21 protein-coding genes are annotated in these 24,829 nt (G+C 62.9%); 10 read left to right on the top strand and 11 right to left on the bottom strand.

All coding sequences use genetic code 11. From position 1 onward, the window contains the following. The first annotated feature begins 39 nt into the window (after positions 1–39). The 8 genes from LPA36_RS11355 to LPA36_RS11390 all read left to right on the top strand — a co-directional run bounded on the left by LPA36_RS11355 (position 40) and on the right by LPA36_RS11390 (position 7,108). Entirely contained in the window at positions 40–1,359 is a 1,320-nt protein-coding gene (locus tag LPA36_RS11355) for an MFS transporter (protein WP_228876444.1), read from the top strand. Between the two features lie 127 nt (positions 1,360–1,486). Further along, on the top strand, positions 1,487–2,467 hold the full coding sequence (locus LPA36_RS11360) for a quinone oxidoreductase family protein (RefSeq protein ID WP_228876445.1): 981 nt from the start codon (positions 1,487–1,489) through the stop codon (positions 2,465–2,467). 10 nt (positions 2,468–2,477) lie between these two features. Then, positions 2,478–3,326, top strand: a complete 849-nt coding sequence (locus LPA36_RS11365) for a TauD/TfdA dioxygenase family protein (protein WP_228876447.1) — start codon at positions 2,478–2,480, stop codon at positions 3,324–3,326. An 18-nt stretch (positions 3,327–3,344) separates the two neighbouring features. Next, entirely contained in the window at positions 3,345–3,905 is a 561-nt protein-coding gene (locus LPA36_RS11370; RefSeq protein ID WP_228876448.1) for an RBBP9/YdeN family alpha/beta hydrolase, read from the top strand. A 1-nt stretch (position 3,906) separates the two neighbouring features. Then, on the top strand, positions 3,907–4,611 hold the full coding sequence (locus tag LPA36_RS11375) for a DsbA family oxidoreductase (protein WP_228876450.1): 705 nt from the start codon (positions 3,907–3,909) through the stop codon (positions 4,609–4,611). Beyond that, on the top strand, positions 4,611–4,964 hold the full coding sequence (locus tag LPA36_RS11380) for a Rieske (2Fe-2S) protein (RefSeq protein WP_228876555.1): 354 nt from the start codon (positions 4,611–4,613) through the stop codon (positions 4,962–4,964). The genes LPA36_RS11375 and LPA36_RS11380 overlap by 1 nt, the downstream gene beginning before the upstream one ends. A gap of 16 nt (positions 4,965–4,980) precedes the next feature. Further along, positions 4,981–6,609 carry a 3-(methylthio)propionyl-CoA ligase gene (locus LPA36_RS11385; RefSeq protein ID WP_228876452.1) on the top strand — a complete coding sequence of 543 codons (1,629 nt, stop codon included), beginning with the start codon at positions 4,981–4,983 and terminating at the stop codon, positions 6,607–6,609. Positions 6,610–6,715: 106 nt separating this feature from the next. Next, positions 6,716–7,108, top strand: coding sequence for a BON domain-containing protein (locus tag LPA36_RS11390; protein ID WP_228876453.1), 393 nt, complete (start codon positions 6,716–6,718; stop codon positions 7,106–7,108). Between the two features lie 102 nt (positions 7,109–7,210). Here the strand turns inward: LPA36_RS11390 and LPA36_RS11395 are convergent, their stop codons facing one another. The 3 genes from LPA36_RS11395 to LPA36_RS11405 form a co-directional block, all read right to left on the bottom strand. Next, positions 7,211–7,660: a MarR family winged helix-turn-helix transcriptional regulator gene (locus tag LPA36_RS11395; protein WP_228876455.1), complete on the bottom strand. Its 450-nt coding sequence runs from the start codon at positions 7,658–7,660 to the stop codon at positions 7,211–7,213. 272 nt (positions 7,661–7,932) lie between these two features. Continuing rightward, positions 7,933–9,120 carry a porin gene (locus LPA36_RS11400; protein WP_228876456.1) on the bottom strand — a complete coding sequence of 396 codons (1,188 nt, stop codon included), beginning with the start codon at positions 9,118–9,120 and terminating at the stop codon, positions 7,933–7,935. A 415-nt stretch (positions 9,121–9,535) separates the two neighbouring features. Continuing rightward, positions 9,536–12,253 carry a LuxR C-terminal-related transcriptional regulator gene (locus LPA36_RS11405; protein ID WP_228876458.1) on the bottom strand — a complete coding sequence of 906 codons (2,718 nt, stop codon included), beginning with the start codon at positions 12,251–12,253 and terminating at the stop codon, positions 9,536–9,538. A 175-nt stretch (positions 12,254–12,428) separates the two neighbouring features. Between LPA36_RS11405 and LPA36_RS11410 the strand changes: the two genes are divergently transcribed. After that, entirely contained in the window at positions 12,429–13,415 is a 987-nt protein-coding gene (locus LPA36_RS11410) for a universal stress protein (protein WP_228876459.1), read from the top strand. Positions 13,416–13,462: 47 nt separating this feature from the next. Here LPA36_RS11410 and LPA36_RS29435 read toward each other — a convergent pair whose 3' ends face one another. Then, the gene (locus LPA36_RS29435) at positions 13,463–15,055 is read right to left on the bottom strand and encodes a methyl-accepting chemotaxis protein (RefSeq protein WP_267478566.1); all 1,593 of its coding nucleotides are present in this window, start codon (positions 15,053–15,055) and stop codon (positions 13,463–13,465) included. 755 nt (positions 15,056–15,810) lie between these two features. On the opposite strand from LPA36_RS29435, the gene LPA36_RS11425 reads away from it, so the two are divergent. Beyond that, positions 15,811–18,231: a mechanosensitive ion channel family protein gene (locus LPA36_RS11425; protein ID WP_407674262.1), complete on the top strand. Its 2,421-nt coding sequence runs from the start codon at positions 15,811–15,813 to the stop codon at positions 18,229–18,231. 53 nt (positions 18,232–18,284) lie between these two features. Here the strand turns inward: LPA36_RS11425 and LPA36_RS11430 are convergent, their stop codons facing one another. From LPA36_RS11430 to LPA36_RS11460, 7 genes are all read right to left on the bottom strand, one after another. Beyond that, the gene (locus tag LPA36_RS11430; protein WP_228876461.1) at positions 18,285–18,941 is read right to left on the bottom strand and encodes an amino acid ABC transporter permease; all 657 of its coding nucleotides are present in this window, start codon (positions 18,939–18,941) and stop codon (positions 18,285–18,287) included. Beyond that, on the bottom strand, positions 18,941–19,690 hold the full coding sequence (locus LPA36_RS11435) for an amino acid ABC transporter permease (protein WP_228876463.1): 750 nt from the start codon (positions 19,688–19,690) through the stop codon (positions 18,941–18,943). Before LPA36_RS11435 ends, LPA36_RS11430 begins: the two co-directional genes overlap by 1 nt. Positions 19,691–19,756: 66 nt before the next feature. After that, entirely contained in the window at positions 19,757–20,581 is an 825-nt protein-coding gene (locus LPA36_RS11440; RefSeq protein ID WP_407674255.1) for a transporter substrate-binding domain-containing protein, read from the bottom strand. 37 nt (positions 20,582–20,618) lie between these two features. Continuing rightward, positions 20,619–21,695, bottom strand: coding sequence for an ABC transporter ATP-binding protein (locus LPA36_RS11445; RefSeq protein WP_228876465.1), 1,077 nt, complete (start codon positions 21,693–21,695; stop codon positions 20,619–20,621). Between the two features lie 24 nt (positions 21,696–21,719). Continuing rightward, complete coding sequence (locus tag LPA36_RS11450; RefSeq protein WP_228876466.1) at positions 21,720–22,580, bottom strand: ABC transporter permease; 861 nt, start codon at positions 22,578–22,580, stop codon at positions 21,720–21,722. Continuing rightward, positions 22,577–23,509 carry an ABC transporter permease gene (locus tag LPA36_RS11455; protein WP_228876468.1) on the bottom strand — a complete coding sequence of 311 codons (933 nt, stop codon included), beginning with the start codon at positions 23,507–23,509 and terminating at the stop codon, positions 22,577–22,579. Before LPA36_RS11455 ends, LPA36_RS11450 begins: the two co-directional genes overlap by 4 nt. Further along, positions 23,506–24,594 carry an ABC transporter substrate-binding protein gene (locus tag LPA36_RS11460; RefSeq protein ID WP_228876470.1) on the bottom strand — a complete coding sequence of 363 codons (1,089 nt, stop codon included), beginning with the start codon at positions 24,592–24,594 and terminating at the stop codon, positions 23,506–23,508. Before LPA36_RS11460 ends, LPA36_RS11455 begins: the two co-directional genes overlap by 4 nt. Positions 24,595–24,829: the final 235 nt, after the last annotated feature.

The raw sequence follows: 24,829 nt of genomic DNA on the forward strand, positions 1-24,829 counted from the left end.
CAAAAGGAAAGAGATGCCGAGAGATGGATGGAGACAAAAATGCTTTTGCAGCACGCTGAGCCCGCAACGGGCGAATTAACGGCAACGAAGTCGGACATACCGGTCTATGCGTGGGTGGTTTGCGCACTCACGATCGGTCTGCTGCTTTCCGACTATATGTCGCGTCAGGTATTGAACGCAGTCTTTCCGTTTATCAAGTCTGCGTGGAACCTTTCCGACACGAAGCTGGGTTCGCTCAGCAGCGTGGTTGCATTGATGGTTGGCGTGCTGACCTTTCCGCTTTCGGTTCTCGCGGATCGCTGGGGCCGCGTCAAGAGCATTGCACTGATGGCAGCGCTGTGGAGTCTCGCGACCCTTGGCTGTGCGATCTCGACGAATTACGGCGAGATGTTGATTGCGCGTGCATTCGTCGGGATAGGCGAGGCGGCCTACGGCAGCGTGGGCATCGCGCTGGTTCTGAGTATTTTTCCGGCGCGTCTGCGCGCCACGCTCACGGGTACCTTCATGGCGGGCGGCGCGTTTGGCTCCGTGCTGGGCATGGCGATCGGCGGTGCCGTCGGGACCCACCTCGGATGGCGCTGGTCGTTCGGCGCAATGGCCTGCCTCGGTATCGTGCTCGTGGTCGTCTATCGTTGCGTTGTCACCGAGAAAAGACTGGCGCAACTGCAACCGTCGAGCGCCGCGAAGAAGGATGACCTCGGCGTGCGCATGAGTTTCCGCGCGCTGGTGAAGGGGCTGTTTTCCACGCGGTCCGTCGTTTGCGCCTACGTGGGCAGCGGTATTCATCTGCTCGTACCGGCGGCCGTGTGGGCGTGGATGCCGAGCTTCCTGAACCGCTATTACGGTATGGCGCCTGGCAAGGCAGCCATGAGTGCCGCGGTGTTTGTGCTGGTAACCGGCCTTGGCATGATCGTGTGCGGCAATCTGGCCGACCGTCTCAACAGGAAGGTTGCACAAAGAAAGTGGCTGACCGCGATCGCGTACTGCCTCTTGTGCTGCGTGCTGCTCGGCACGGCTTTCCAGCTGCCGGCCGGCCCGGTGCAGCTCGTCCTGATCGGTTGCGGCATGTTCTTCTGTGCTGGCGCGACGGGGCCTTCGGGTGCGATGGTAGCGAACCTTACGCCGCCGTCGATCCACGCGTCGGCATTCGCCACGCTGACACTCGCGAACAACCTGCTGGGCCTCGCACCGGCGGCGATTCTCACGGGCATCGTCGCAGACCGCATCGGCCTGCTCGGCGCCCTGCAACTGGTGCCGCTTGCACCGCTGCTCGCCGCTGTCGCGTTCGCTATCGGCCGCCGCAGTTACAGGCGCGATCTCGACTGTGTGAACGCACTGCGTGAGCAGGCCGGACACTAGCCACGTCGCGCTGGAGCACGGCAGTACCCGGACGTCATGCAGTAACAGACGCCTGCGGCGGGAGGCGATGGTCCTCCGGCAGGCGCAATCCTTTTAGTAGATCAAGAAACAACCTGGAGAACGAATCATGGCGAAAGCAGTCCGCTTTCATGAAACCGGTGGCCCTGAGGTCTTGCGTTACGAAGACGTTGAAGTGGGCGATCCGGGCCCGGGGCAGGTTCGCCTGCGCCATGAGGCAGTTGGCCTGAACTTCGCGGATACCTATTTCCGCTCCGGACTGTATCCGGTCCCGCTGCCTGCCGGCATGGGCGTGGAAGCAGCCGGTGTGGTCGAAGCGCTGGGTGCGGGCGTCACGAACGTTGCGGTGGGCGATCGCGTCACCTACACCGGCTTCATTAACACGCTTGGCGCGTACAGCACCGAGCGCCTGTGCCCGGCCGCACCGCTCATCAAGCTGCCCGACAGCATCGCGTGCGAAACGGCTGCAGCCATGACCATGCGGGGCCTGACCTCGTCGTATCTGATGCGACGCATCTATGACTTCAAGGCCGGCGACACGGTCCTGCTGCACGCGGCCGCTGGCGGCGTCGGGCTGATCGTCTCGCAATGGGCGAAGCTGCTCGGGGTCACGGTGATCGGTACCGTGTCGAGCGACGCGAAGGCGGAAGTCGCCCGCGCGCATGGCTGCGATTACACCATCAACTACAGCCATGAAGATGTCGCACGGCGCGTGCGCGAGCTGACCGATGGCATTGGCGTCAACGTCGTTTTCGACAGCGTCGGCAAGGACACCTTCGAAGCCACGCTGGATTCGGTCAAGCGCCGTGGTCTCATTGTTTGCGTGGGCACGGCATCGGGCCCGATCCCTGCATTCAACCCGCAGATCCTCGCAATGAAAGGCTCGCCGTATCTGACGCGTCCGGCGCTCGCCGACTATATCGCCGACCCGGCGGAAAAAGCGGACCTCGCTGCCGCAATGTTCGGCCACGTTGCGGCCGGCCGCATCAAGATCGAGATCAACCAGCGTTACTCGCTCGAGGATGCCGCGCAGGCGCATCGCGATCTCGAAACGCGCAAGACGACGGGCTCGTCGGTCTTCGTTATCTAGGGAGGGCACCATGCGTGTCGAACAACTCACCAACGCCCTCGGCGCTGAACTGGTCGGCGTCAAGCTCGCCGATGCGATCCATGACGATGGGCTCTTCGCCGAGATCCGCGCGAACCTGGTCAAACATCGCGTGCTGTTCCTGCGCGATCAGGACATCAGCCGCGCTGAACATGTCAGTTTCGCGCGCCGCTTCGGCGAACTGGAAGATCACCCGGTTGCGGGCAGCGACCCTGAGCATCCGGGACTCGTGCGTATCTACAAGTCGCCGGACCAGCCCAACGACCGCTACGAAAATTCCTGGCACTCGGACGCCACGTGGCGGGAAGCCCCGCCATTTGGCGCCGTGCTGCGCTGCGTCGAATGTCCGCCCGTCGGCGGCGACACGATGTGGGCAAACATGGTGCTCGCGTATGAGAACCTGCCCGCGCACGTGAAGGAGCAGATCGCCGATTTGCGCGCACGCCACAGCATCGAGGCGAGTTTCGGTGCGGCGATGCCGATCGAGAAGCGCCATGCACTGAAGGCCCAGTACCCCGACGCGGAGCATCCGGTCGTGCGCACGCACCCCGACACGGGCGAGAAGATTCTGTTCGTCAATGCGTTCACGACGCACTTCACGAACTTCCACACGCCGGCGCGCGTGCGTTTCGGTCAGGACGCCAATCCGGGCGCGTCCGAACTGCTGCGTTATCTGATCAGCCAGGCGTATATCCCGGAGCACCAGGTGCGCTGGCGCTGGAAGCCGAACAGCATCGCGATCTGGGACAACCGCAGCACACAGCACTACGCAGTGATGGATTACCCGCCGTGCCATCGCAAGATGGACCGCGCGGGCATTGTCGGCGACCGGCCGTACTAACCTGAAGGGATCCGCATCGTGACTCTCAATACAGAACCGACCGTACTGATCGTGCCGGGTCTGCGCGACCACGTCGCCGAACACTGGCAGACGCTGTTGCAGGCGCGCCTGCCCAAGGCAGCTTCGGTGCCGCCGCTCGAGCACGACAAGCTCAGCTGTGCGGCGCGTGTCGCGGCACTGGACGAGGCGATCGCGAAGATCGATGGCCCGATCGTACTGGTCGCTCATAGCGCCGGTGTGATGATTACCGTGCAATGGGCGCAGCGCCACAATCGCCCGATCCAGGGCGCGTTGCTCGCGACGCCCGCGGACGTGGAAATGCCCATGCCCGCCGGCTATCCGACGCTCGACGCGCTCGAAGCGAATGGCTGGCTGCCGCATCCGCGCAAGCCGTTGCCGTTCCCGAGCATTCTGGGCGCCAGCCGCAACGATCCGCTGGGAGCGTTCGATCGTGCTGCGGCGATGGCCGCGGACTGGGGCAGCCGCCTCGTCGACCTCGGCGAGGTCGGGCATCTGAACCCGGCGGCCGGCTACGGCGAGTGGCCGCAGGCAGAAACCCTGATTCGTGAGCTTCTCTGACATGAACGGGACAACGAAGCAGGGCACGCCTGTCAATAGAAACGCGTCACTGACGGTCGATGTCCACTTCGATTTTGTCTGCCCGTGGTGCCTGATTGGCAAGCGCAATCTCGACGCGGCCGTCAACCGCTTCGCCACCTTGCGCCCGGATGTCACCGTCAAGGTGCGGTGGCACTCGCATCAGTTGCTGCCGGATATGCCGGCAGGTGGCGTGCCTTATCAGGCGTTCTATGTGAATCGTCTGGGAAGTCCTGGCGCGGTCGCAGCGCGGCGCGCACAGGTCCAGGAGGCCGCGCACGCCGCTGGCGTCCAGCTGGCGTTCGACAGGATCGAGGTGATGCCCAACACGCGGGCAGCGCACGACCTCGTTTCGTGGGCCGTTGCGACGGGCGCGGGATTTTCGCCTGCGCCGCTGATCGACCGCCTCTTCACCGGCTACTTCATGGACGGCGAAGATATTGGCGACCCGGACGTGCTCGAGCGAATTGGCCTCGCGTGCGGCCTCGATGCGGCAGAGCTCGCCGAACACCTGGCGGCAGCGCGACGCGGGGACAGCATGGCACGCCCAGATTCCCCGCAGGCTGACAGCGTGAGTGGCGTGCCGCATTTTGTGATCAATTCGGCCCTGTCGCTGTCAGGTGCATACTCGCCCGGCGCAATCGTGGATGCCATGTTGCGCTCGACGGGCGATCAGGAGAACAGATGATGTCGCGCCAGATACCCGTCGGGCCGGCCGATGAACTCGCGCCAGGACAGCGCAAGCTTGCTTTCGTCGATGGCCGCAGCATCGTGATCTTTAACATCGAAGGTGATCTCCACGCCATCGAAAACGCGTGCCCGCACAACGGCGCATCGCTTGCGGGCGGCCAGCTCGACGGGCACCTGCTTCGTTGCCCCGCGCACGGCCTGCGTTTCAACGTCGTGACCGGTTGCATGCCGGGGATGGACGGTCTGAATCTGGACAAGATTCCCGTCCGGAACGTCGGCGGCACACTCGAACTCACTGTCGACGAGGCTTCGCCTCTGCAGTGCCACGCGCAGCAATGCGGAACAAGATAATTCAGGAAGGTACCCCATGCATGGATTGATGATGCAGCAGCCGCTGCTGGTCGCCTCGCTCCTCACCCACGCCGAGCGGCATCACGGCGAGCAGGAAATCGTGTCGCGACGGGTCGAAGGCGACATTCACCGTTATCGCTATCGCGATCTGGCGCAACGCGCCCGACGCCTCGCGAATGCACTTGCTGGCCTCGGCATCGGCGAGGGTGAGCGCGTCGGTACGCTGGCATGGAACGGCTACCGTCACATGGAGCTGTACTTTGCGGTGTCGGGTTCCGGTGCTGTCCTGCACACGCTCAACCCGCGACTGCACGTCGATCAGCTCGCCTACATCATCGATCACGCTGACGATCGCGTCATCTTCTTCGACCTGACGTTCCTGCCGCTGATCGAGTCCGTCGCGCCGCGTATCAGGAGTCCAAAGGTATTCGTCGCGATGACCGATCGCGCGAACATGCCGGCCACGCCCGATCTGCCGGGCATGCTGATGTGCTACGAAGACCTCATCGACGGGCACGGCGATGACTTTACGTGGCCGCTTCTGGACGAGAACACCGCGTCGTCGCTGTGCTACACGTCAGGCACCACCGGAAATCCGAAAGGGGTGTTGTACAGCCATCGTTCGACGATTCTGCACACCTATGCAGCGGCATTGCCCGACTCGCTGAACTGCTCGGCACGCGACGTGATCCTGCCGGTCGTCCCCATGTTCCACGTGAACGCGTGGGGGCTGCCGTATATCGCATGCATGGTCGGCGCGAAGCTCGTATTTCCGGGGCCCGCACTCGACGGGAAATCGCTCTATGAGCTGATCGAGGCCGAGCAGGTCACGCTTTCCGCGGGTGTTCCGACCGTGTGGCAGGGTCTGCTTCGACATGTGGCCGAGCGTGGCTCGACGTTTACTGCCATGCGCCGCACGATCGTCGGCGGGGCACCATGCCCGACTGCCATGACGACAGAATTCCAGGAGCGCTATCACGTCGATGTCCTGCACGCGTGGGGCATGACGGAACTGAGCCCGGTCGGCACGGTTTGCAGTTTCAAGGGCCATCACCTGTCGTTGCCGACGCAGCAACGCTATGCGATCCAGGCAAAGCAGGGCCGCGCCGTGTTTGGCATCGACATGAGAATCGTGGGCCCCGACGGCGAAGCGTTGCCGTGGGACGGCCGCGCGGCGGGCGACCTGCAGGTGCGCGGTCCGTGGGTGACGACGGGATATTTCGGTTGTGACGAGGCGTCGCCGCTAAGCGACGGCTGGTTTCCGACGGGCGACGTGGCGAAGATCGATGCCGACGGCTTCATGCAGATCACCGACCGCAGCAAGGACGTCATCAAGTCCGGCGGCGAATGGATCAGCTCGATCGACATCGAAAACGTGGCGAGCCTGCACCCCGAAGTGGCGAGCGCAGTGTGCATTGCCGCGAGGCACCCGAAGTGGGACGAACGCCCGTTGCTGCTGATCGTGAAGCAACCGGGGAGCGCGCTTGAAAGCGCTGAGCTGCTCGATTTCTTTGACGGTCGGGTGGCGAAATGGTGGAAGCCCGATGCCGTCGTATTTATCGAGGCGCTTCCTCTCGGCGCGACTGGCAAGGTCCTCAAGAACCAGTTGAGAGACAGGTTTAAAGACTACTACCTCATGGCCTGACCCGGCCCGTCATGGTAGCGAAAGCCTGATCCAGTCAAAGCGGAATCCGCCGGGCGCCTGCCCGGCAATCTACGGGGCCGACGGCCCACGACAACAGGAGACGTGAATGCAAAAAATCAGGGGACTCAGGCTGGCGATCGGCACGTGCATCGTTGCAGTGTCCATGAACGCGTGGTCGCAGGGCGACCAGGCTTCCGGTGCAGCGGCGGCGCCTGCCGGTGCTTCCGCAATGGTCGCGTCCAGCGCGGCGCCGGCCGCGACCGGCCGCAAGGCAGATCGCGCGTTACGCAAGAAGATCTATGCGGCCATCTCGAAGCACAAGGAGATCAGCGCCGGGGATATCAGTGTCACGGCGAAGAACGGCGCTGTTACGCTGAACGGAACCGCGGCAGATACTGCGCAGGTTGCGAAGGTCGCGGAAATCGCGGGTGGAGTCGCAGGCGTGACTTCGGTGAACAACAAGCTGACGGTCGGGAAACCGGCATTCGGCACGCAGTAACTTCGACGGCCAGCCGGCTTTACTGCCGGCTGGCCAGTGTCGTTGTGAAGTGCGGGTTCAGATGTGAACCCGCGGACAGCCGGCCGGTATGCGTGACAGGCGTTATTCGGCTTGCCATCCGTGCGATTCGAGAAGCTTGTCCAGCAGATATCGCAGTGCGTCCATCTCCGGTTCGCTCAGACACCGGTACAGTTCTGTGTCCCGCTTTTCCACCATCGGGGCAATTTTCCTGAAAATCTTCCGTCCTTCCGGCATCAACGAAATGATGACGCTGCGACCATCCTGATCGCTCGCCGTGCGCGACAGCAGTCCTTTTCCGATCAATGTCTCAGTCGTGCGGCTTGCCTGACTTTTGTCGAGGTTCGAGCGGCGTGAGATGTCCATGACTGTCTGCGGCCCAAAGGCGCCAAGCACGCCAATGATCATCGCCTCTGGCATGGGCAGGCCAAGTTTCCCGCGGGACAACTCGCTGCTCATCCGGTCGGCGATCTTGCTAAGCGCCTTGAGCCGATAGGTCAGGGATTCATCTGGTGTCGGATCGGTCTTCGTCATGAAAATTTAACGTGAGATTGCGGGAAGTTGCGCGTTCCCTGCGTTGCCTGACCAGTCGATCGACGCCCGGTGGCAGAGAGCCCGCAAATCATACACTGATTGAACTCGCAAGCATCTCGTGCGCTGGCTGCGAGGGCATGCGGATGCGTTCGCCCGGGCGTTGTCGGGCATATCCGGAACAGAAAAAAAGCCGCCTCGAACGAGGCGGCTTTGAATGCCGAAGAAGGGCGTATCTACGACCCGCCACTTCATGCGATGGCTGGCGTTCAGCCTTAGAAGGAGTGGCGGATACCGATCATGCCAGCGGTGGTGTTCTTGCCCACCGCGACCGGCTGGCCGTACACGAGCGTCTGGTTCATCGTGCCACGGTTGGAAACGTAGCCCACCTGACCATACAGCGTCGTCGCCTTCGACAGGCTGTAGTCGGCACCCAGCACGTAGGCGTCCGACTGGTTCTGGTTATGCTTGTCGTCCTTCACGTAATAGATGCCCGACGTGACTTCGAGTGCAGGCGAGAAACGATAACCGATGCCACCCGTCCACATGTCGAAATCGCCCGAGGCGACGCCCGCCGCGAGGTTCCCGTTCTCGTTCGCCGGGTTGCGGCCATTGCTGAACGAACCGGAGACCGAGAGGCCGTGCCACGTGTACTTCCCGCCGAAGTAGACGAAGCGGTTGTTGTTCACGCCCGTAGCCGGGATCGGGGTCGCGCCCGGGTTTCCTGCAGTCGGGTACGGGTACGGGCTCGCGTCGTGCCCGTTGTAGTAGACGGCAGCGGCATTCAGGCCGTAGTTCGAATACTTCAGCACTGCGGACTCGCGCGTGCCGCCCTGGAAATGACCGGCCACACCGCCCGGAGCATATTCCAGCGCGACCGATGCGCCATAGAAGGAGGGCGAGTTGTAGACGAGCGCATTGCTGTCGTACAGCGCACCGATCTGGCCGTTCGTGCTGTTGCCTGGCCAGCCCGACTGCTGGTTCATCGTGAGCCACGCGGTCAGAACGCTGCCGAAGAACCACGCGTTGCGCACGTCCGTGTCTGCGAGGGCGTAAGCCATCGGTGCAAGCTGGCGACCGGCGTCGAATTTACCGAACGCGCCCGATACGCCTACCGTTGCAATCTGGTTGAACATGGCGGGCGCACCGGCCGTGTCGCTCAGCTGGAACTTGCCGGTGCCGCTGTCGAACGAGCCCTGGAGCCGGAAGTTGATCTTGTAGCCGCCGCCGATGTCTTCGGTGCCCTTCATGCCGAAGAGGCTGGAGTAAATGCCGCCGTCCTTCAAGCGGACAACGTGCCCGAGATTAGGGTTCTTTGAAGCGACCGGGAGAAAATTCGCGGCTGCAGTGTTTTGCCACAGCAGACCCGAGTCCACTGTTCCGTACAGCGTCACTGACGACTGCGCGTGTGCGACACCTGCAAATGCGAGCAGTGCTGCTGCCCCTGTAATCTTTAACTTCATGCGGTCTCCGGCGTATTGATGGTCAATCTGAGGCACCGCGGCAAGCCCCTGTGGATCCGCGCTGCTGTTAGATTGAGAGCATACGTAACCGCATCGCATCTTTCCCCCCCATCGGAGAGGGGGTGGGTTTCCCGTAATTCCAGTACCGGGAAAAGCCCGCTTCCCCTTACTGCGCAAGGCTTTCAGGCATCTCAGGGCGAACGTCATACGCTTCGCGATGGCCACCACTTCCGGCTGTGTTGTTCATTGGTGACAAAAAACTGGTTGATTTCACATCTATATTTTTTTGAACCGGAAAAAACCGTCAGGATTTCCCTTAAGGGTTTGCCGGGATGCGGTCAGGAAAAGTGTCGAATTTCAGTTTAATTGAAAAATCAACTATGTCGCGCAGGATTCACTGACACGGTTTGCCTGTTCATTCAGCTGCTTCTGGACTCAACCGGGCCGTATCCTGAAGCAGACCCATGAGTTGTGCGCGACAAACAATCTGCTTGCGCGAAGTCACATCGAGTTTGACGAACAGATTCTTCAAATGCCATTTCACCGTTTCCTGGCCGATTCCGAGGGCGAGCGCGATTTCCTTGTTGGTGAGGTGGCGAGTGAGCAATTCCAGCACCGCGCGCTCCTTCGGCGTCAAGGTCATGCTGGGGATCGCACGGTGGCCGCCGGCGCCTTCCGCGACAGGTGCGGCGGCCTCTGTAGCGGATGGATGCACCCCGACGTGCGGATGAGTTTGACGATTGCCTCCGGGGACGTCGTCCCATCGGGCGACTGCAGGGTGCAGGTCGAGTGGCACCAGCTTCATTCCGTATGACTCGCCGAGGCCTGTCGCCTCCCTTAGCAGTTCGGCGTTGGGTTTCCCCCAGCTATCGAGGACGAAAGCCCGTAACGTCATCACGTCGACCCGCACGGCGCCATGATTCATTGCCTCGGCGCCGGCCTGGGCGCGCGCCAGATTTCGTGCGGCGGCCTCCCAGTCCTGGGCGGATATGTCGGCATAGGCGCGCGCGATGTCCTGATGCAGGCACAGCGTGCGACGTTTGACGAGGTCATCGGGCGACGCGTGCCGCGCCACGATCTGGTCGATGCGTTCGACCAGCGTCCGGCATGTCGCGGCACGGTAGCGTCCGCTATGCAGGCGGATCTGTTCGGTCAGGCTGGCGACGCAAAGCCGCGGCGTGCCGCGTGCAGCGCCGATCGCGTCAAGCGTCCCCAGCAGGTCAAGCGCCCGATGGTCGGCGCCCGCGGCTGCGGCAATACGTGCAAGTGTCCGGTACGCCACGATGACCGCGTCGGGCGTGCCGCGCCGCTCCAGGATATCGAGACGGTTAGCCAGCAGCGCAGTGGCTTCGTCGAAATCGCCGCGTTTGAACCGGGTCGCGGCAAGGAGCGCCGCGATCATGCAGGAAAACGGGTGTCGCCGGCCAAGGTCGTCGTCCGCCTGGACGAGCGCAGGGCGCAGGGTGCGCTCGGCGAGCAGCATCTGTCCTTCGAGCAGATAGCCAAAGCCTGTCATGTAATCGCGCCAGCGGCTCACGTAGCGGCAGGCGACCGTGGATTCACCACGCGGCGTTTGTCGCAGCAGATGGCGCGATGCGGCGTATTCGCCCAGCATCGCTGCCCGCGCGGCAAGCCGGTTCGCATGCACCTGTTGCAGCCAGACGTCTTCAGACGGAGGCGTGTCGCCCCAACGCTCCATCATGCGAGCCGCGCGGTCGGGTTCGTCGGCGAAATAGGCCGCCGCGCTCAGGATCAGATCGACTTCGTATTGCACTGCCTCTTCGGGCTCGGCGCTGCGCGAAATGGCCTGCGCCTGGATCTGCGCTTCCTGATGACGGTCGCTCATCGCCAACGCCCACGCAATCGCAAGCCGCATCCGCGGATGCTGGTCCAGCACGGGCTCCGGCAGCCAGTCCAGCCATTCGAGCACGTCGACGAGACGCCCCTGCGTCAAGGCTTCATGGAGGCTGCGCTGTGCGAGTGCGTAGGCGGTCTCGGTCTCCCCGCATGCGAGGGCGTGGCGCGCAGCGGCTTCGATCATGCCCGCGTCGGCCAGCCATTGCATCGCACGCCTGTGCAGATCGAGCCGTAACGTGTCCGGGAGTGCGGCCAGGCGCACGCGCAACGCCTCGCGAGCCATCGAGTGCAGCCGGAACCACTCGCCACGCCCCTGTGCACTGAAAAAAAGTGGCGTCTCGCTGGCAAGCCGCAAGAGCCGTTGCCTTGCGTCCGGCATGCCGGTGAGCGCTGCGCAGAGATCGGCGTGCATGAGCTCGACGATCGAGACGCGCGACAGGAAATCGGCGTCTTCGGGGCTGAGCCGTTCGAGCAGCGCCATCACGAACTGTTCGCGAATGCCGCCAGCGCTGCTGGCGAAGGCGTCGATGGCGGAGACGGGATCCTGTGTATCCGCGATGGCGGAAAGCGCGAGTTGCAGGCCGAGTGGCCAGCCCTCACTGATGTCGTGCAGCCTCGCGCTTGCGTCCGCACCGACCTCGGCACCGAAACGGCTCGCAATCAGCGCGATCGTTTCATCGAGTCGAAAACGAAGCGACGAGGCATCGACCGTCGCGCAAAGACCGTAGGGGCGCAGGCGCGAGATGACCTTGTCGTAACCACCGCGCGCGGCAACCACGACGCGCAGGTTGGCGGGCAGGTTGTCGAGCAGGTGGCCGAGCGCCTCCTGACTCGCCGGCTGCAACTGCTCCGCTTCGTCGAGTATCAGGACGATGTCGAGCGCGGTGCGCGCGACATCGGCAAGCCATGCGGTGACGCCTTCGAGTGGCGCGTCTGGCGCGGCGCCACCTTCCAGTAGACGTCTGCCGAAGGTTGCGCGCCCGGAGCCCGTCCGGACGGCCAGCGTCAAACCCACGAGCAGGCGCCGCGGATCGTCGCGCCCGTCAACCGAGAGCCACGCCACTGCGCTGCCGCGCATGAGGTATTCGTGGCGCCACTGGATCAGCAGTGACGTTTTCCCGAAGCCCGGGGGCGCCTGCACGATCGTCACCGGACATTCGCGAAAGCGCCCACTTTCCGCGCTCAGGCGCGTGCGCGTGAGCATGTGTCGTGGTGCACGCGGAGGACAGATCTTGAGGGCCAGTTCCGGGTTAGCAACGGGTAGTTGATTTGTCATCGGTCTGGCTGCACCTCAAAACTTGCCGCGGGGGGGAGGGAAATCGATTGTCGAGCCCCCCCATTCTGTTCTTCGCAGGGTATGCGTGCCCCCCTCCGCGCGGGAGGGGAATGTGACGCCATAGTTTTCTACCATTGGGCCTGCAATCGTTTACTGTAAATACACAAGAAATTCCATGTTCCGGCATCTCGGCGTATCCATTGATTCGAGTGACCACAGCTGTGGCGCCACCATCCAGGCGGTCTGCCTCGCGCATTCGATGCGCGCCCGCGTGAGCTTCTGGTATGCGCAGCCCATCCCTGACAGTCCGTTTGCGGAATTGCAGGGTGAGCACGCGGCAGGCGAGGCATTGACCCGCGCGGACGCCGCCGCACGGGCGCTCGGGGTTGCGCCTTACCTGGGCGCGAACCTTTTTACAGCAGGGGCAGGCGAAGAGATCCTGAATGCGGCCGCGCGTGCCGGATGCGACGCGATCGTCGTCACTCACGATCCCGCTCGCGGATTGCAGGGTTCCACCGCGGACGAACTGCTGAAACATGCAACGCTTCCCGTGCTGATGTTCGGGCCGGCGTGCGCGCCTGCCCGCACGCCGGCTGTCGAGTTACTGCGGGCCGAGTATCAGCGGCTCTCCAGCCTGCTACATAGATGGCTATGTCTTCTGGGCACTGTGCACGCGGAAGACGAGGGCGCATTGCACCCGTACTGGCTAGCCATGCGGTCCGTGATCACGTACGTACGACAGACCGTGCACCCCCTTCAACGCTGCAAGGAAACGCGGCTCTTCAGTCGGGTTCGGAACCGCGCGCCAGAAGTCTGCGCTGAAGTGGATGAACTTCTGCTGCTGAGCCGCCGGGAAAGCGATCTGCTTGACGAGCTCGAATCGAACGTCGCGCGCCCGCTCGACAGCAACGCGGCGCTGACCGGGTTGTCATCGGCCCTGGCCCGCTATGCCAATCTCGTCTGGTACGCGAGAGGCCGCGAAGAAAGCGTCATCCTGCCTGCGGCGCTCTGCCATCTGGAAGCAGCCGAGTGGGAGCAGCTTCATGCCGAACTTCACGATGCGTGTGGCGCGAGCGACAGCGCAAGCGTATCGGGTACTTTTGCGAGCGTAAGCGACACGCTCTACAAGGCGACGCTGGCTGGAGAGCATCCGAGGGCCTGACGATAGCCCGCGCTTCGCCGTCTGGCGAAGCGTTGTCATCCACCTGTTCAGCCCACCCCAATACCGTGGAGAGCCAGTGTTGGGTTGATGCTGCGATCGCCGAGCGTGAAGACGGCCACCGCGTGTTTCTGCTGCACGGCCATCTGGTCGAGCGATTGGGCCGCCGCTGAGGCCTCTTCGACCAGTGCGGCATTCTGTTGCGTCACTTCGTCCATCTGACCGACCGCAAGATTCACCTGCTCGATGCCGCGGCGCTGTTCTTCGGATGCAGCCGAGATTTCGGCGTTGATGTCTGCCACGCGCTTGATGGCCTGCAGTACCTGGTCCATCGTGCGCCCGACCTCTCCCGCCTGATCCGATCCGACGCGTACCGTCTCCACTGAGTGCTGGATAAGATCCTTGATCTCCTTCGCCGCACTTGACGCGCGCTGGGCGAGACTCCGCACCTCGCCCGCGACAACGGCAAAGCCGCGACCTTGCTCGCCCGCGCGTGCGGCTTCAACCGCAGCATTGAGCGCAAGGATATTCGTCTGGAACGCTATGCCTTCGATGAGCGTGGTGATGTCGCTGATCGTCGCGGAACTGGTTGAAATGTCACCCATCGTCGCCAGCATGCGGCCAACGACGGCGTTCCCGGCACTGGCGATTTCAGTGGCGCTCGCTGCGAGCGCTGTCGCCTGATGCGCGTTTTCGGCGTTCTGGCGCACTGTCGCCGTCAGTTGTTCCATGCTGGCGGCTGTTTCCTCAAGGGAGGCAGCCTGCTGCTCCGTGCGAGACGAGAGATCGGTGTTGCCGGCGGCGATCTCTCCCGCGGCGACCGAGATTGACTCGCTGGAGTCCTTGATACCGCGTACGACATCGGTCAGTTGCCGGTCCATCGTCTTGAGCGCATGCAGCATATTGCCGAACTCGTCGTTCGACGCGATGGTAATGTCATTGTCGAGCTTGCCGTCAGCGATGCGTTCGGCCACATGCACTGCGGACCTGAGCGGGCCGAGGATCACCTTCAGGAGATACGCCGCGGCGCAGACGACGACCACGAACCCCACGAAAAACGATCCCCATTCGAGACACCTCACCAGAACATAGAGATCCTCGCTCTTCTGCCTGGATTCCTTGATCCTGGCATTCTGCATGGCGGAATCCTTTTCGAGCCCGTCAAAGAGGCTGACGCTGATGGGGCCGAGCCTGTTCACGGTTGCTGCGGCGCCATCAGCATTCCCCGCGTTGATATCGGCCAGCGTAGTGTCGACAAGCGAGCGGAACGCGTTGAGCGCTGAGGCGATCCCGTCCGCGACTGTTTGCTCAGTACCGTCGCTCACCCGGCCTGGGTAGTAGTCGGTCCATGAATCGATCAGTTTCTTTTCCAGTTCGCGAATCTGTAATTCTGCCTGGTTCCGTTCGTTCGAATCGTGCTGGGCTGGCAACGCTGCGAGTGCGATGCGAATTCTGAGCGCGTTGATCTGGGTTGCCGCGAGGTCTTCCACCGGCACCGTTTCATGGGAATAGCCGCGCTCGGTGCGTTCCGCGAGCGCGCGTGCTCCTCGCGCCCCAATTGCGCCGTTGATGAAAATAATCGCCAGGCAGACCCCGAGAGCCGCGTATACCTTCAACCTGATCGAGCCATTGAACTTCTGCATGCGTAACCTGATCGACAGTGAGTGGGCATGTCGCCCGGATATTTCCAGACTTCGTTGACGGTCTGGATGCGTAGTCAACAAAACGGTTGTCGGCAAAGATCCGTTGAAATTTAGGCTTTTCGTTAAAAATAGTAGATTACACAACTAATTAAGAAGGACGATAGGGGGCGGAGGATAGTCTGTCATTGAGCATGAAATCGAAGGCGGAGTCGCCGCGTTGTCGTGGCTGGCAAGCCATGTGTCAGGTACGTCGGTCAGAACGCCATCGCATAACTGGCGATGGCGCCGCTGTCAACGGCGTTTATGTAACTGGTCTCGCGATTCGTTCCGTGGAAACGGCTCGAAGTCAATATAATAAAAGTTGCAGCGAAGCCGGCGTCGCGGACCCGGACCCCGGCGGTCCAGGGGTTTGTGATGCTCCGACGCACGCGAGGCCCGCGTTGCAGATGACATGGCGGCGCTTGATACGCTAACCCTGGTGCGAGAGAGCCGAAGGGCATTGCTTCATGCTGGTGCAAACAAATTGTCCGTAGTGGCGGCACGAAGCGCAGATAGACCGCGGCTGGGCGTTGCGCGCGAGCGTTAGCCCGTGACCCGGCTCTCACAGGGGTGACCTTTTGTAAGGGATCTCCATGACCGCATTTGTGCAATGTGAAACCCGCCATGCCGTGGCCTTCGCAAGACCGTGGATTCGCGCTGTTTTGCATGCAGGCTTGTTGCGCGCACGCACGTTGCGCGCGCTCTGGTGTGCCTGCCTGTGGCTGAGCGCAGTCAGCTGCCTCGTACTCTTTACGACGGCCAGTAATCCGGCATTAGCCGCGCCGCTACCCGCTGCGCTGCAAAACCTCGTCAACAAGGCGACCGGTACTCCAGCGCAGCCGGCCTCGACCGCACAGGCTGCATCGGCACCTTCGCCCGCCAGCCAGGCTGAACTCGCACGTTCGCTGGACACCCTGATCGGCACGCTCGAGAACGACGCACAGCGCAAAGCGCTTGTCGCCCATTTGAAGGGGCTTCGTGAAGGCACCCAAAGTGCCGCGCCCGCGGCGCCGACGCCCGGGCTGCCCGGACAGGCCAACAGCGATCTGCTCGGCGCGATTGCATCAGGCATTGCGTCTGTCGAGACGGATCTGAACGCAGGGCGCACACCGCTGCACTACTGGGTGGCCCGTTCCAAAGTGGCGGCAAACGAGCTGCGGGCCATCGTGTCGGGTGAGAGCGGCGAGTCGCCCGGCGTCGTTTTACGCGGCATGACCGTGACGCTCTCGGTCTGGGGTGTGTGCGCGGGCCTGCTGATTTATCTGCAGCGGCGCCTTCGCGCACGTTATGGCTGGGACGTCACGTTAAAGCCGAATCCGACGTCGATAGAACTGTTGAACTTCGCATTGCGGCGGGCGGGACCATGGATCCTCGCGTTCCTGGCGGTGGTGCTGTTCGTGCGTGGAATGCCCGATGCGCTTGGCCGCACGCTGGGCGTCGTGATTGCCTACGCGATCGTTGTGGGTTCAATCTTCTCGGCGATCTGCATGATCGTGTTCTCGGTCTTCAGTTCGGCGCACCGGCGTATTGCGGTCCAGCAACTGCTCGCCCGAAGCTTCTGGCCGCTTTTCGCGATCGGCGCCTGTGGCGCGCTCGGCGACGCTACGGCCAACCCGGAAGTCACGCAGCTGCTGGGCGTGAATCTCTCCGGGCTCGTGTCGACCCTCGCCAATGTGGCGGCGGTCCTCCTCATCGCCTGGTTCGCACTCGCTTACCGGCGGCCCGTCACGCATCTGATACGCAATCGCCCGTATGCGCGAAGGCGTGATCACAAACTCGCGACGGAAGCGTTCGATATCCTCGCCTCGCTGTGGCACATCCCGATTCTCGTAATCGCAATCGCATCGATTGTCGCAATCGTCGATGCGCGCGGCGCGGATGGGAACGTATTGCAGTTTTCGCTTTTCAGTGCGCTGTTACTTGTGCTCACGCTGTTCGCGTCGGCACTCCTGCTGCATTTCACGCGTCGAAGAGATACGCCCAGACAGCGCAGGGCGCCGCATCTGATGCGACTCCTGCGCTTCGCGAGCACGCTGTTCATCCTTCTGATGTGGGTCGCGTTCATCCAGTTCGAACTGGACCTGTGGAGTGGTCCGATTGCGCGCCTGATCAAGCACAGTGCGATCACACCCGCTTTCAAACATGCGCTGGTTGCAGTCGTCGCCACGGTCTTCGTGGCCTGGTTCATATGGATTCTGATCGACACCGCAATTCTTGAAACACTGGGCCCGAGCAGTTCGCGTAACAAGGCGCTCAATCCTGGCGTGCGAGCACGCACGATGTTGCCGATTGTGCGCAACGCAGTTTTCGTGACGGTAGCGAGCCTGGCGGCCATCATCGCCGCTGCCAGTCTCGGCATCAATCTGACACCGCTGCTTGCCGGTGCGGGCGTGATCGGCCTCGCCGTCGGTTTCGGTGCCAAGACGCTCGTAACCGATCTGATCACAGGGCTCTTTATCATTGTCGAGGAGACGATCTCGGTCGGTGACTGGATCGAGATCGATGGCGGCCATGCTGGCGTTGTCATGGACCTGACGATTCGCACGGTCCGGCTGCGCGACGGTCAAGGCGCGGTACACACCGTCCCGTTCTCGCAGATCAAGATCGTGAAGAACCTGTCGCGCGATTTTGCCAACGCGCTATTCGAAGTGCGGGTGCCGTTCTCCGTTGATCTGGAGGAGGTCACGCGCATGATCACGGAAGCAGGCGCCGAGTTGATGCAGGATTTTCGCCTCAAGAACGAGATACTGGGGCCCGTCGAAGTGTGGGGGCTCGACCGCTTTGAGACCAACTGGATGGTCGTGAAAGCGCAGATCAAAACGAAGCCGCTACAGCAGTGGAGCGTAGCGCGCGCCTTTAACGCGCGGCTCAAGCGCAAGATGGACGAGGCGGGGATCGAGATTCCCGTACCGCACATGCAGCTTCACACGCCGTCGAATGGACCCAACGCGTCGTCGCCATCCGGCGATGGTGGCGAGGACACCAGTCGGCCAGCGGCCGATGCAGACGGTACGCCCGGGCGCAGGCCGGACGCTGAACGTCGGGTGCCAGGGGAACCTTCGACCGGGCCACGGACAGCGCAGACGGTTTCCACATCGCCGGCTGGCGCGTCAGCCAGCGATACGGTCCGCACCTGAGCAGCGCGCAAGCACGCGCGGGATAGTCATGCCGCCGGGCAGACGCGGAACGTTTACCGGTGCTGCCCGACTCGCGCCTTGCGTTCCAGCGAACGCGCATACCAGGTCAGCGGAAAGCACATCGCAAAGTAGAGCAGTGCGACCATGCCGTAGATCGGGAACGGACGAAACACCGCATTGGTGATCATCGTGCCGGTCTTCGTGAGTTCGACAAAGCCGATGATCGACGTGAGCGCTGTGCTTTTCACGACCTGCACGAGAAAGCCGACGGTCGGCGCCGTTGCGATCCTGCGCGCCTGCGGCCACACGATATAGCGCAGCTGCTGCGTGTGCGTCATGCCGAGACTCGCGCCCGCAGCCCACTGGCCGCGCGGCACTGCTTCGACGCAACCGCGCCAGATATCCGCGAGATACGCGCTCGTATAGAGCGTGAGCGTGACAGTCGCGGCGACCCAGGGCGAAACGTCGATGCCCATCAACGGCAGCCCGAAGAACGCGAGGAAAAGTTGCATCAGCAATGGCGTGCCCTGAAACAGCTCGACGTAAAGCACCACGACGCGTCGCAGCCATGGCAGCGGCGACACGCGTGCGGCAAGCAGGATGAGGCCGACCACGCCGCCGCACACAAAGGCGATCAACGAAAGAAGCACGGTCCAGCGTGCTGCGAGCAGCAGGTTGCGGGCGATGTCCCAGAGCGTAAATTCCATCATCACAAACGCTCCGAAGGCAATGCGCGCGCAGTGCGCCATGCAAGGACAAGACGCAGGAGACCGCGCGGCGCTGGTGTGGAGCGCGGCATGCGGCCCGCAAAGAGGCGCGCGCCAAGACGGTTCATCAGCAGCCGCAACGCGATGGAAAGGAACAGATACGTCGCGGTGATGATCACGTAACTTTCGAACGAGCGGAAATTACGCGACTGGATGAAGTTCGCGGCATACGTCAGGTCGGGCACGGAAATCTGCGAGACGACCGCTGAGCCCAGCATCACGATCAACACCTGGCTTAGCAGCGCGGGAAAGACGTTCGCTATTGCCTGTGGCAGCACGACATGGCGAAACACCTGGCGACCATGCAGCCCGAGCGCCATCGCGGCCTGCACCTGACCGCGCGGAATCGAATCGATACCGGCGCGAATGATTTCAACCGCATACGCGCCGAGATTCACCGACATGGCGAGAATCGCGGCCGAAACCTCGTCGATATGAATGCCGAGCCCCGGCAGCCCGAAGAAGATGAAAAAGAGCTGCACGATGAACGGCGTGTTGCGGATGAGTTCCACATAGGCCGCGACAACCGTGCGCGACCAGCGTGGACCGCCGATGCTGATGCCCGCACCCGCAATGCCGATGAGTCCGCCCAGCACCGTCGATACGGCGGTGAGCCCAAGGGTGACGCCGACGCCGCGGGCAAGCATGCCCGCGTACATATCGAAGCCGCTGAAGTCGAACACGTAGCTCATGAGGTACTGGTCATCGTCTGGTGAGGCCCGGGTCCGGCAGGAGCGGTCCGGGCCTGCGCTATCGGCTTAAAGATCGGCCGGCAGCGGCGTGCGCAGCCACTTCTGCGAAATCGCGTTCATCGTGCCGTCCTGGCGTGCCTTTGCGATCGTTTCATCGACCTTCTTCAGCAGGCGCGGCTCGTTCTTGTTGAGGCCGACGTGATCCGGCGAGCTGAACAGCGCGAACTTCTGCTCCGGATCGATTGCGGGGTGACGGGCGAGAATCGTCGCGCCCACGTCATTGCCGACCACCATCAACTGTACCTGACCAGAAAGAAATGCAGAAATTGCGCCGTTCGGGTCATCGAAACGTTTGATTGTCGCGGTCGGCGGAGCGATTTTCGTGACGCTCAGGTCTTCCAGCGTACCGCGCGCAACCGAAATCGATTTGCCGGCGAGATCGTTCGCGTTCTTCACGTTCAGCGTTTTCGGCCCGAACACGGCGAGGTAATACGGGGCGTACGGCTTCGAGAAGTCGATGACCTTTTCGCGCTCCGGCGTCTGGCCGACGGAGAGCAGCATGTCGGCCTTGTGGTCGGCGAGATACGCCATCCGGTTGTCGCCGGTGACGGCAACCAGTTCGACCTTCGCATTGAGCGCCTTGCCGATCAGGTTCGCGACGTCGATGTCATAGCCCATCGGCTTCATGTCCGGCCCGATCGAACCGAACGGCGGGTAGTCCATGAAAACGCCGACGCGCACCACGCCGGTCTTCGCAATCGTGTCGATGGCGTCGGCGTGCGCGGCCGGCGCATACGCGGAAAGCGTCGCGGCGCCGGTCAGTGCAAGCGTCGCAGCCGTCGCCTTGAGCATGCGGCGCGCGCGTGCGTTGAGGGAGTGAAGGGTGGTCATGAGTCGTTCCTCTGTCGAAAACGTTGGTGTAGAAGTGTCAATGCGTGGTGCGGGCTGCAATCAGCTTGCACGCATGTGCAGGCAGTTCGGCAAGCACGGGCATGCCGGTCGTAAGGCCCGGCGTCTCGCGCGGTGTGGTCGCGGCCGTGAGTGTAAAGCCCGCGCAGTCGATCGTCGCTTCGAGCGTGGCGCCCACGTCGCGAATGAATGTCACGGTGCCCGCGAGGTGATTGCTGCTCTTCTCGCCGGAAGCCGGTTTGACGCACACGTCCTCGGGGCGGATCAGCAGGCGGATTTCATCGCTGGCCGCAGCAGTGACGCGCGCCGGATTCGCCACGATGATCTGCTGGCCGCCTGGCAGGCTGACGCCGCCACGGCCGTCGTGCGTAACCGGCAGGATGTTGCCGAGGCCGATGAAATCGGCGACGAATTCGCTCACCGGGTCGCGGTAAATATCGAGCGGCTTGCCGACCTGGGCGATGCGGCCTTTTTCCATCACGACGATTTCGTCGGCCATCGTCATCGCTTCGCGCTGGTCGTGCGTGACCATGATCGTGGTTATGCCGAGGCGTTGCTGCAAGAGGCGAATTTCAACCTGCATCGCTTCGCGCAGCTTGGCGTCGAGCGCAGAGAGCGGTTCGTCGAGCAGCAGCAGCTTCGGCGAAGAAGCAATCGCCCGCGCGATCGCCACACGCTGGCGCTGGCCGCCGGAGAGTTGCGTGACCGGCCGGTTCGCCATGTGCGGCAGCTGGATCAGTTCGAGCAGTTCGGCGATGCGGCGCGACTGCGCGGCCTTGTCCATCTTGCGCAGACGCAACGGATACGCGATGTTCTCCGCGACGCTCATATGGGGAAACAGCGCGAGCGACTGGAACACCATGCCGAAGTCGCGCCGGTTCGCAGGCACATGCGTGACGTCCTTGCCGGCGAACATCACGCTGCCCGAGGTCGGCGTTTCGAGGCCGGCGATGATCCGCAGCAGCGTGGTCTTGCCGCAACCCGACGGGCCGAGGAAGCAGACGAGCTTGCCATCGGGCACGCTGAGGTCGACGCTGTCGACAGCACTCGAGCCGTTGAAGCGCTTCGTCACGGATTGCAAGGTCAGATGCGTCATGGTGATTCCTCAAGCTTGCGCAGGTTAGAGCGCGACACCTTCGTCGCCGATCAGTTTTTCGAGCACCCAGATCAACGCGAAATCGATTGCGACGATGAACACCGCAAACGAAAACACGGTGGGATCGAGCGACGACACGGTGCGGCTGTAGAGCCATACGGGCAGCGTCATCGTATTGATGCCGTAGAGGAAAAACGTCACTGTGAATTCGTTGAACGAGATGATGAACGCGAACAGCATGCCGGCGAGAATGCCCGGCTTCATCAGCGGCAGCACGACATCGATCAGCGCGCGGCGAGGGCTTGCGCCCAGCACGCAGGCGGCTTCCTCGAACTCGGGGCCGATCGTCGCGACTGACGCCGCGCAGTTCTTCACCGTGAACGGCAGTGCGAGAATCACATGCGCGATGATGAGCCTGAACACACCGAGTTCGACCGGCAGCACGTTGAACACCAGCAGCAGCGAAAGCCCGAGCATCACGAGCGGATAGACGAGCGGCAATGCCACCAGTTGTTCGACCGCCGGTTTGCCGCGAAAACGGTAGCGTGACAGCGCGTAGGCGGCCGGTACGGACACGAGTGTCGCGATGATCATCGTCGCGATTGCGACGATCAGGCTGGTGGTGAGCGCGCTGCCCATCGACAGCACGTCGCTCGCGTCGGGCGAGACGAACGTATGCCATGCCGCGCGATACCACTGCAGGCTGTATTCGTGCGGCGGAAAATCGAGCGTGTCCGATGCGCTGAACGACATCGTGATCATCGTGAGAATCGGCAGCGCGGCGAGAAACAGCACGATTGCGGCCAGCAGGCTCGACACCTTGCCGAGACGGCCCGGCATCGTCGTCGGCAGACGGAACGTGCGCGAACGGGCGACGGTGCTCATGCTTTCGGCTCCTCTTCGAGACGTTGCGTGCGGCGCACGAGTCGCTGCGAGATGGCCATCACGGCGAGCGTCGCGACCATCAGCACGATGCCCGATGCAGAAGCGGCCGGCCAGTTCAGAAGCGGCGCGACCTGATCGTGAACGAGCACCGCGAGCATCGGCACGCGGCGGCCGCCAAGGAGCAGCGGCACGGCAAACGCACTCGCGTTGTAGGCGAAGACAAGCAGCGCACCCGACACGAGGCCGGGCATCGCGAGCGGCAACATCACGTGACGCAGCGTCTGCATGCGTGTGGCGCCGAGCGTGGCGGCGGCTTCTTCATAGGAGCGCGACACGGCGCGCATCGCGCTCGAAAGCGGCAGCACGGCGAGCGGAAACGCGGTCTGGATCAACCCGAGCAGCACGCCATGCTCACGATAGAGCCACTGCACAGGACGGTCGACGAGACCGCCCGCGATCAACGCGTGATTGAGCAGACCCGCCGGCCCGAGAATCACGAGCCAGCCATATCCCTGCAGCAGCAGATTCACGAGCAGCGGCAGCAGCACGCCCGCCAGCAGCAGACGGCGCGCGAGCCGCGATTCGGTGCGCGCCATCGCCAGCGCGACCGGAATCGCCAGCAGCACGGCGCACACCATGCTCTGGAACGCGAGCCGCAACGTCAGCCACAACGACTTCAGGAAGTAGCTGTCGGCGAGGTCCGCGTAGTTCTGCAGTGTGAAGCCGTGCCATTCATTGCCGGATGTGCCGAAGCTCATCCGCAGCACGACGAGCGCGGCAGCCGCCAGCACCGCGAGAAACGCGAGGATCGGCGCGAGCAGGATCCACGGACGGGCCCGCGCGAGCAGACCGCCCGCCGTGCCGGCGTCCGGCGCATCGGGTGCGCCGGAGTTGGCACGTTGCGACGAAAGCGCGGGCATCGTGGTCATGCCGCGAAGATTTCGGTGTAGCGCTTGATCCACGCGGGTTGTACGACGGCGAGCGCCTTGTCGTCGTGCAGGACAGCCTTTTCCGCGATCTGTTGCGGGCTTGGCACGAACGCGCGGCTTTCGGCCGGAATCTGTGCCTTCGAATTCACCGGGCCGTTCAGCACGTCGGCGGCCATGCGACCTTGCACGCCGGCGTCGAGCGAATGGTTGATGAACGCGTGGATCAGGTCGATGTCGCCGGGGTGTGCTTTCGGAATCACCGTGAACATCAACTGCGTCGCGAAGCCTTCCTTCATGCCGTACGTGACGCCCATCTTGTACTCGGGCTTGCGGATCTGAGCCGGGAAAAACGCCGGCGAATAGATGCCGCCCATGTCGAGCGAACCGGTACGGAACAGGTCAGCCACCTGATTCGGATTTTCGCCGAGCGTCATCACGTGGTCTTTCAGCAGCGCGAGCTTCTTGAAGCCCGGCTCGATATTCTGCTGCGAGCCGCCCGCGAGTTTGGCCGCGATAATCGCGAGATCGACCGCTTCGGCCCATTCCGGCGGCGGCAGGAAGATACGGCCTTTGTACTTGGGGTCCCACAAAGCCTCGTACGATGACGGCGGCGTCTTGACGGTCGACGTGTTGTAGATCAGGCCGTCGGACCACAGCAGATAGCCGACGCCAAAGCCGTTCGCGCCCGTGCGGTACTGCTCGGGCACGTCCTTGAGATTGGGCAGCTTGTTGAGATCGGGCTTGACGAGCAGGCCCGCGTCGCCGAGGCCCGAAGCGCCGACGCCTGCCAGCGTGATCACGTCGTAGGTCGGGCGGTCGCCCGCGGCCTTCGTCTTGGCGACCATGCCCGAGGTGCCGTCGGCGCGGTCGGCGATGACTTTCGCGCCGGTCTTTTCGGTGAACGTGGCCGCGATGTTGCGCATCGCAGCGGCGCCCGTGTCGTCGGACCAGGTCAGCAGGCGCAGCGTCTGGCCGGCAAACTTGCGTTCCTGCGCATTCACGTTGATGAACGGCATCGGCAGCGTGGACGCTGCTACTGCTGCACCAATCGTTTTGATTACCTGTCGTCTCTTGATGTCATGCATGGCCGTCTCTCCCGTAGTGAACGTTGCAACCCGGCGCAGCCGATGGTGTGGCGCGTTGATGCACTCTAGGTTTGCCAAAATCACGCAACAAACGAAATCTCTGCATGGAAGCCATGACGTATCCTCATGCGACCGGGGGCGAAGCGCGACAGGTGGCGGCGCGCAGCGATCCCGCGAACGCATTGATACAGCGCCATGTGCGGGTTTACGTCCAGCGCGGCTGCGCCGGTCGCGC

It is taken from the genome of Paraburkholderia saeva, from assembly GCF_907164555.1.
Lineage (GTDB): Bacteria > Pseudomonadota > Gammaproteobacteria > Burkholderiales > Burkholderiaceae > Paraburkholderia > Paraburkholderia saeva.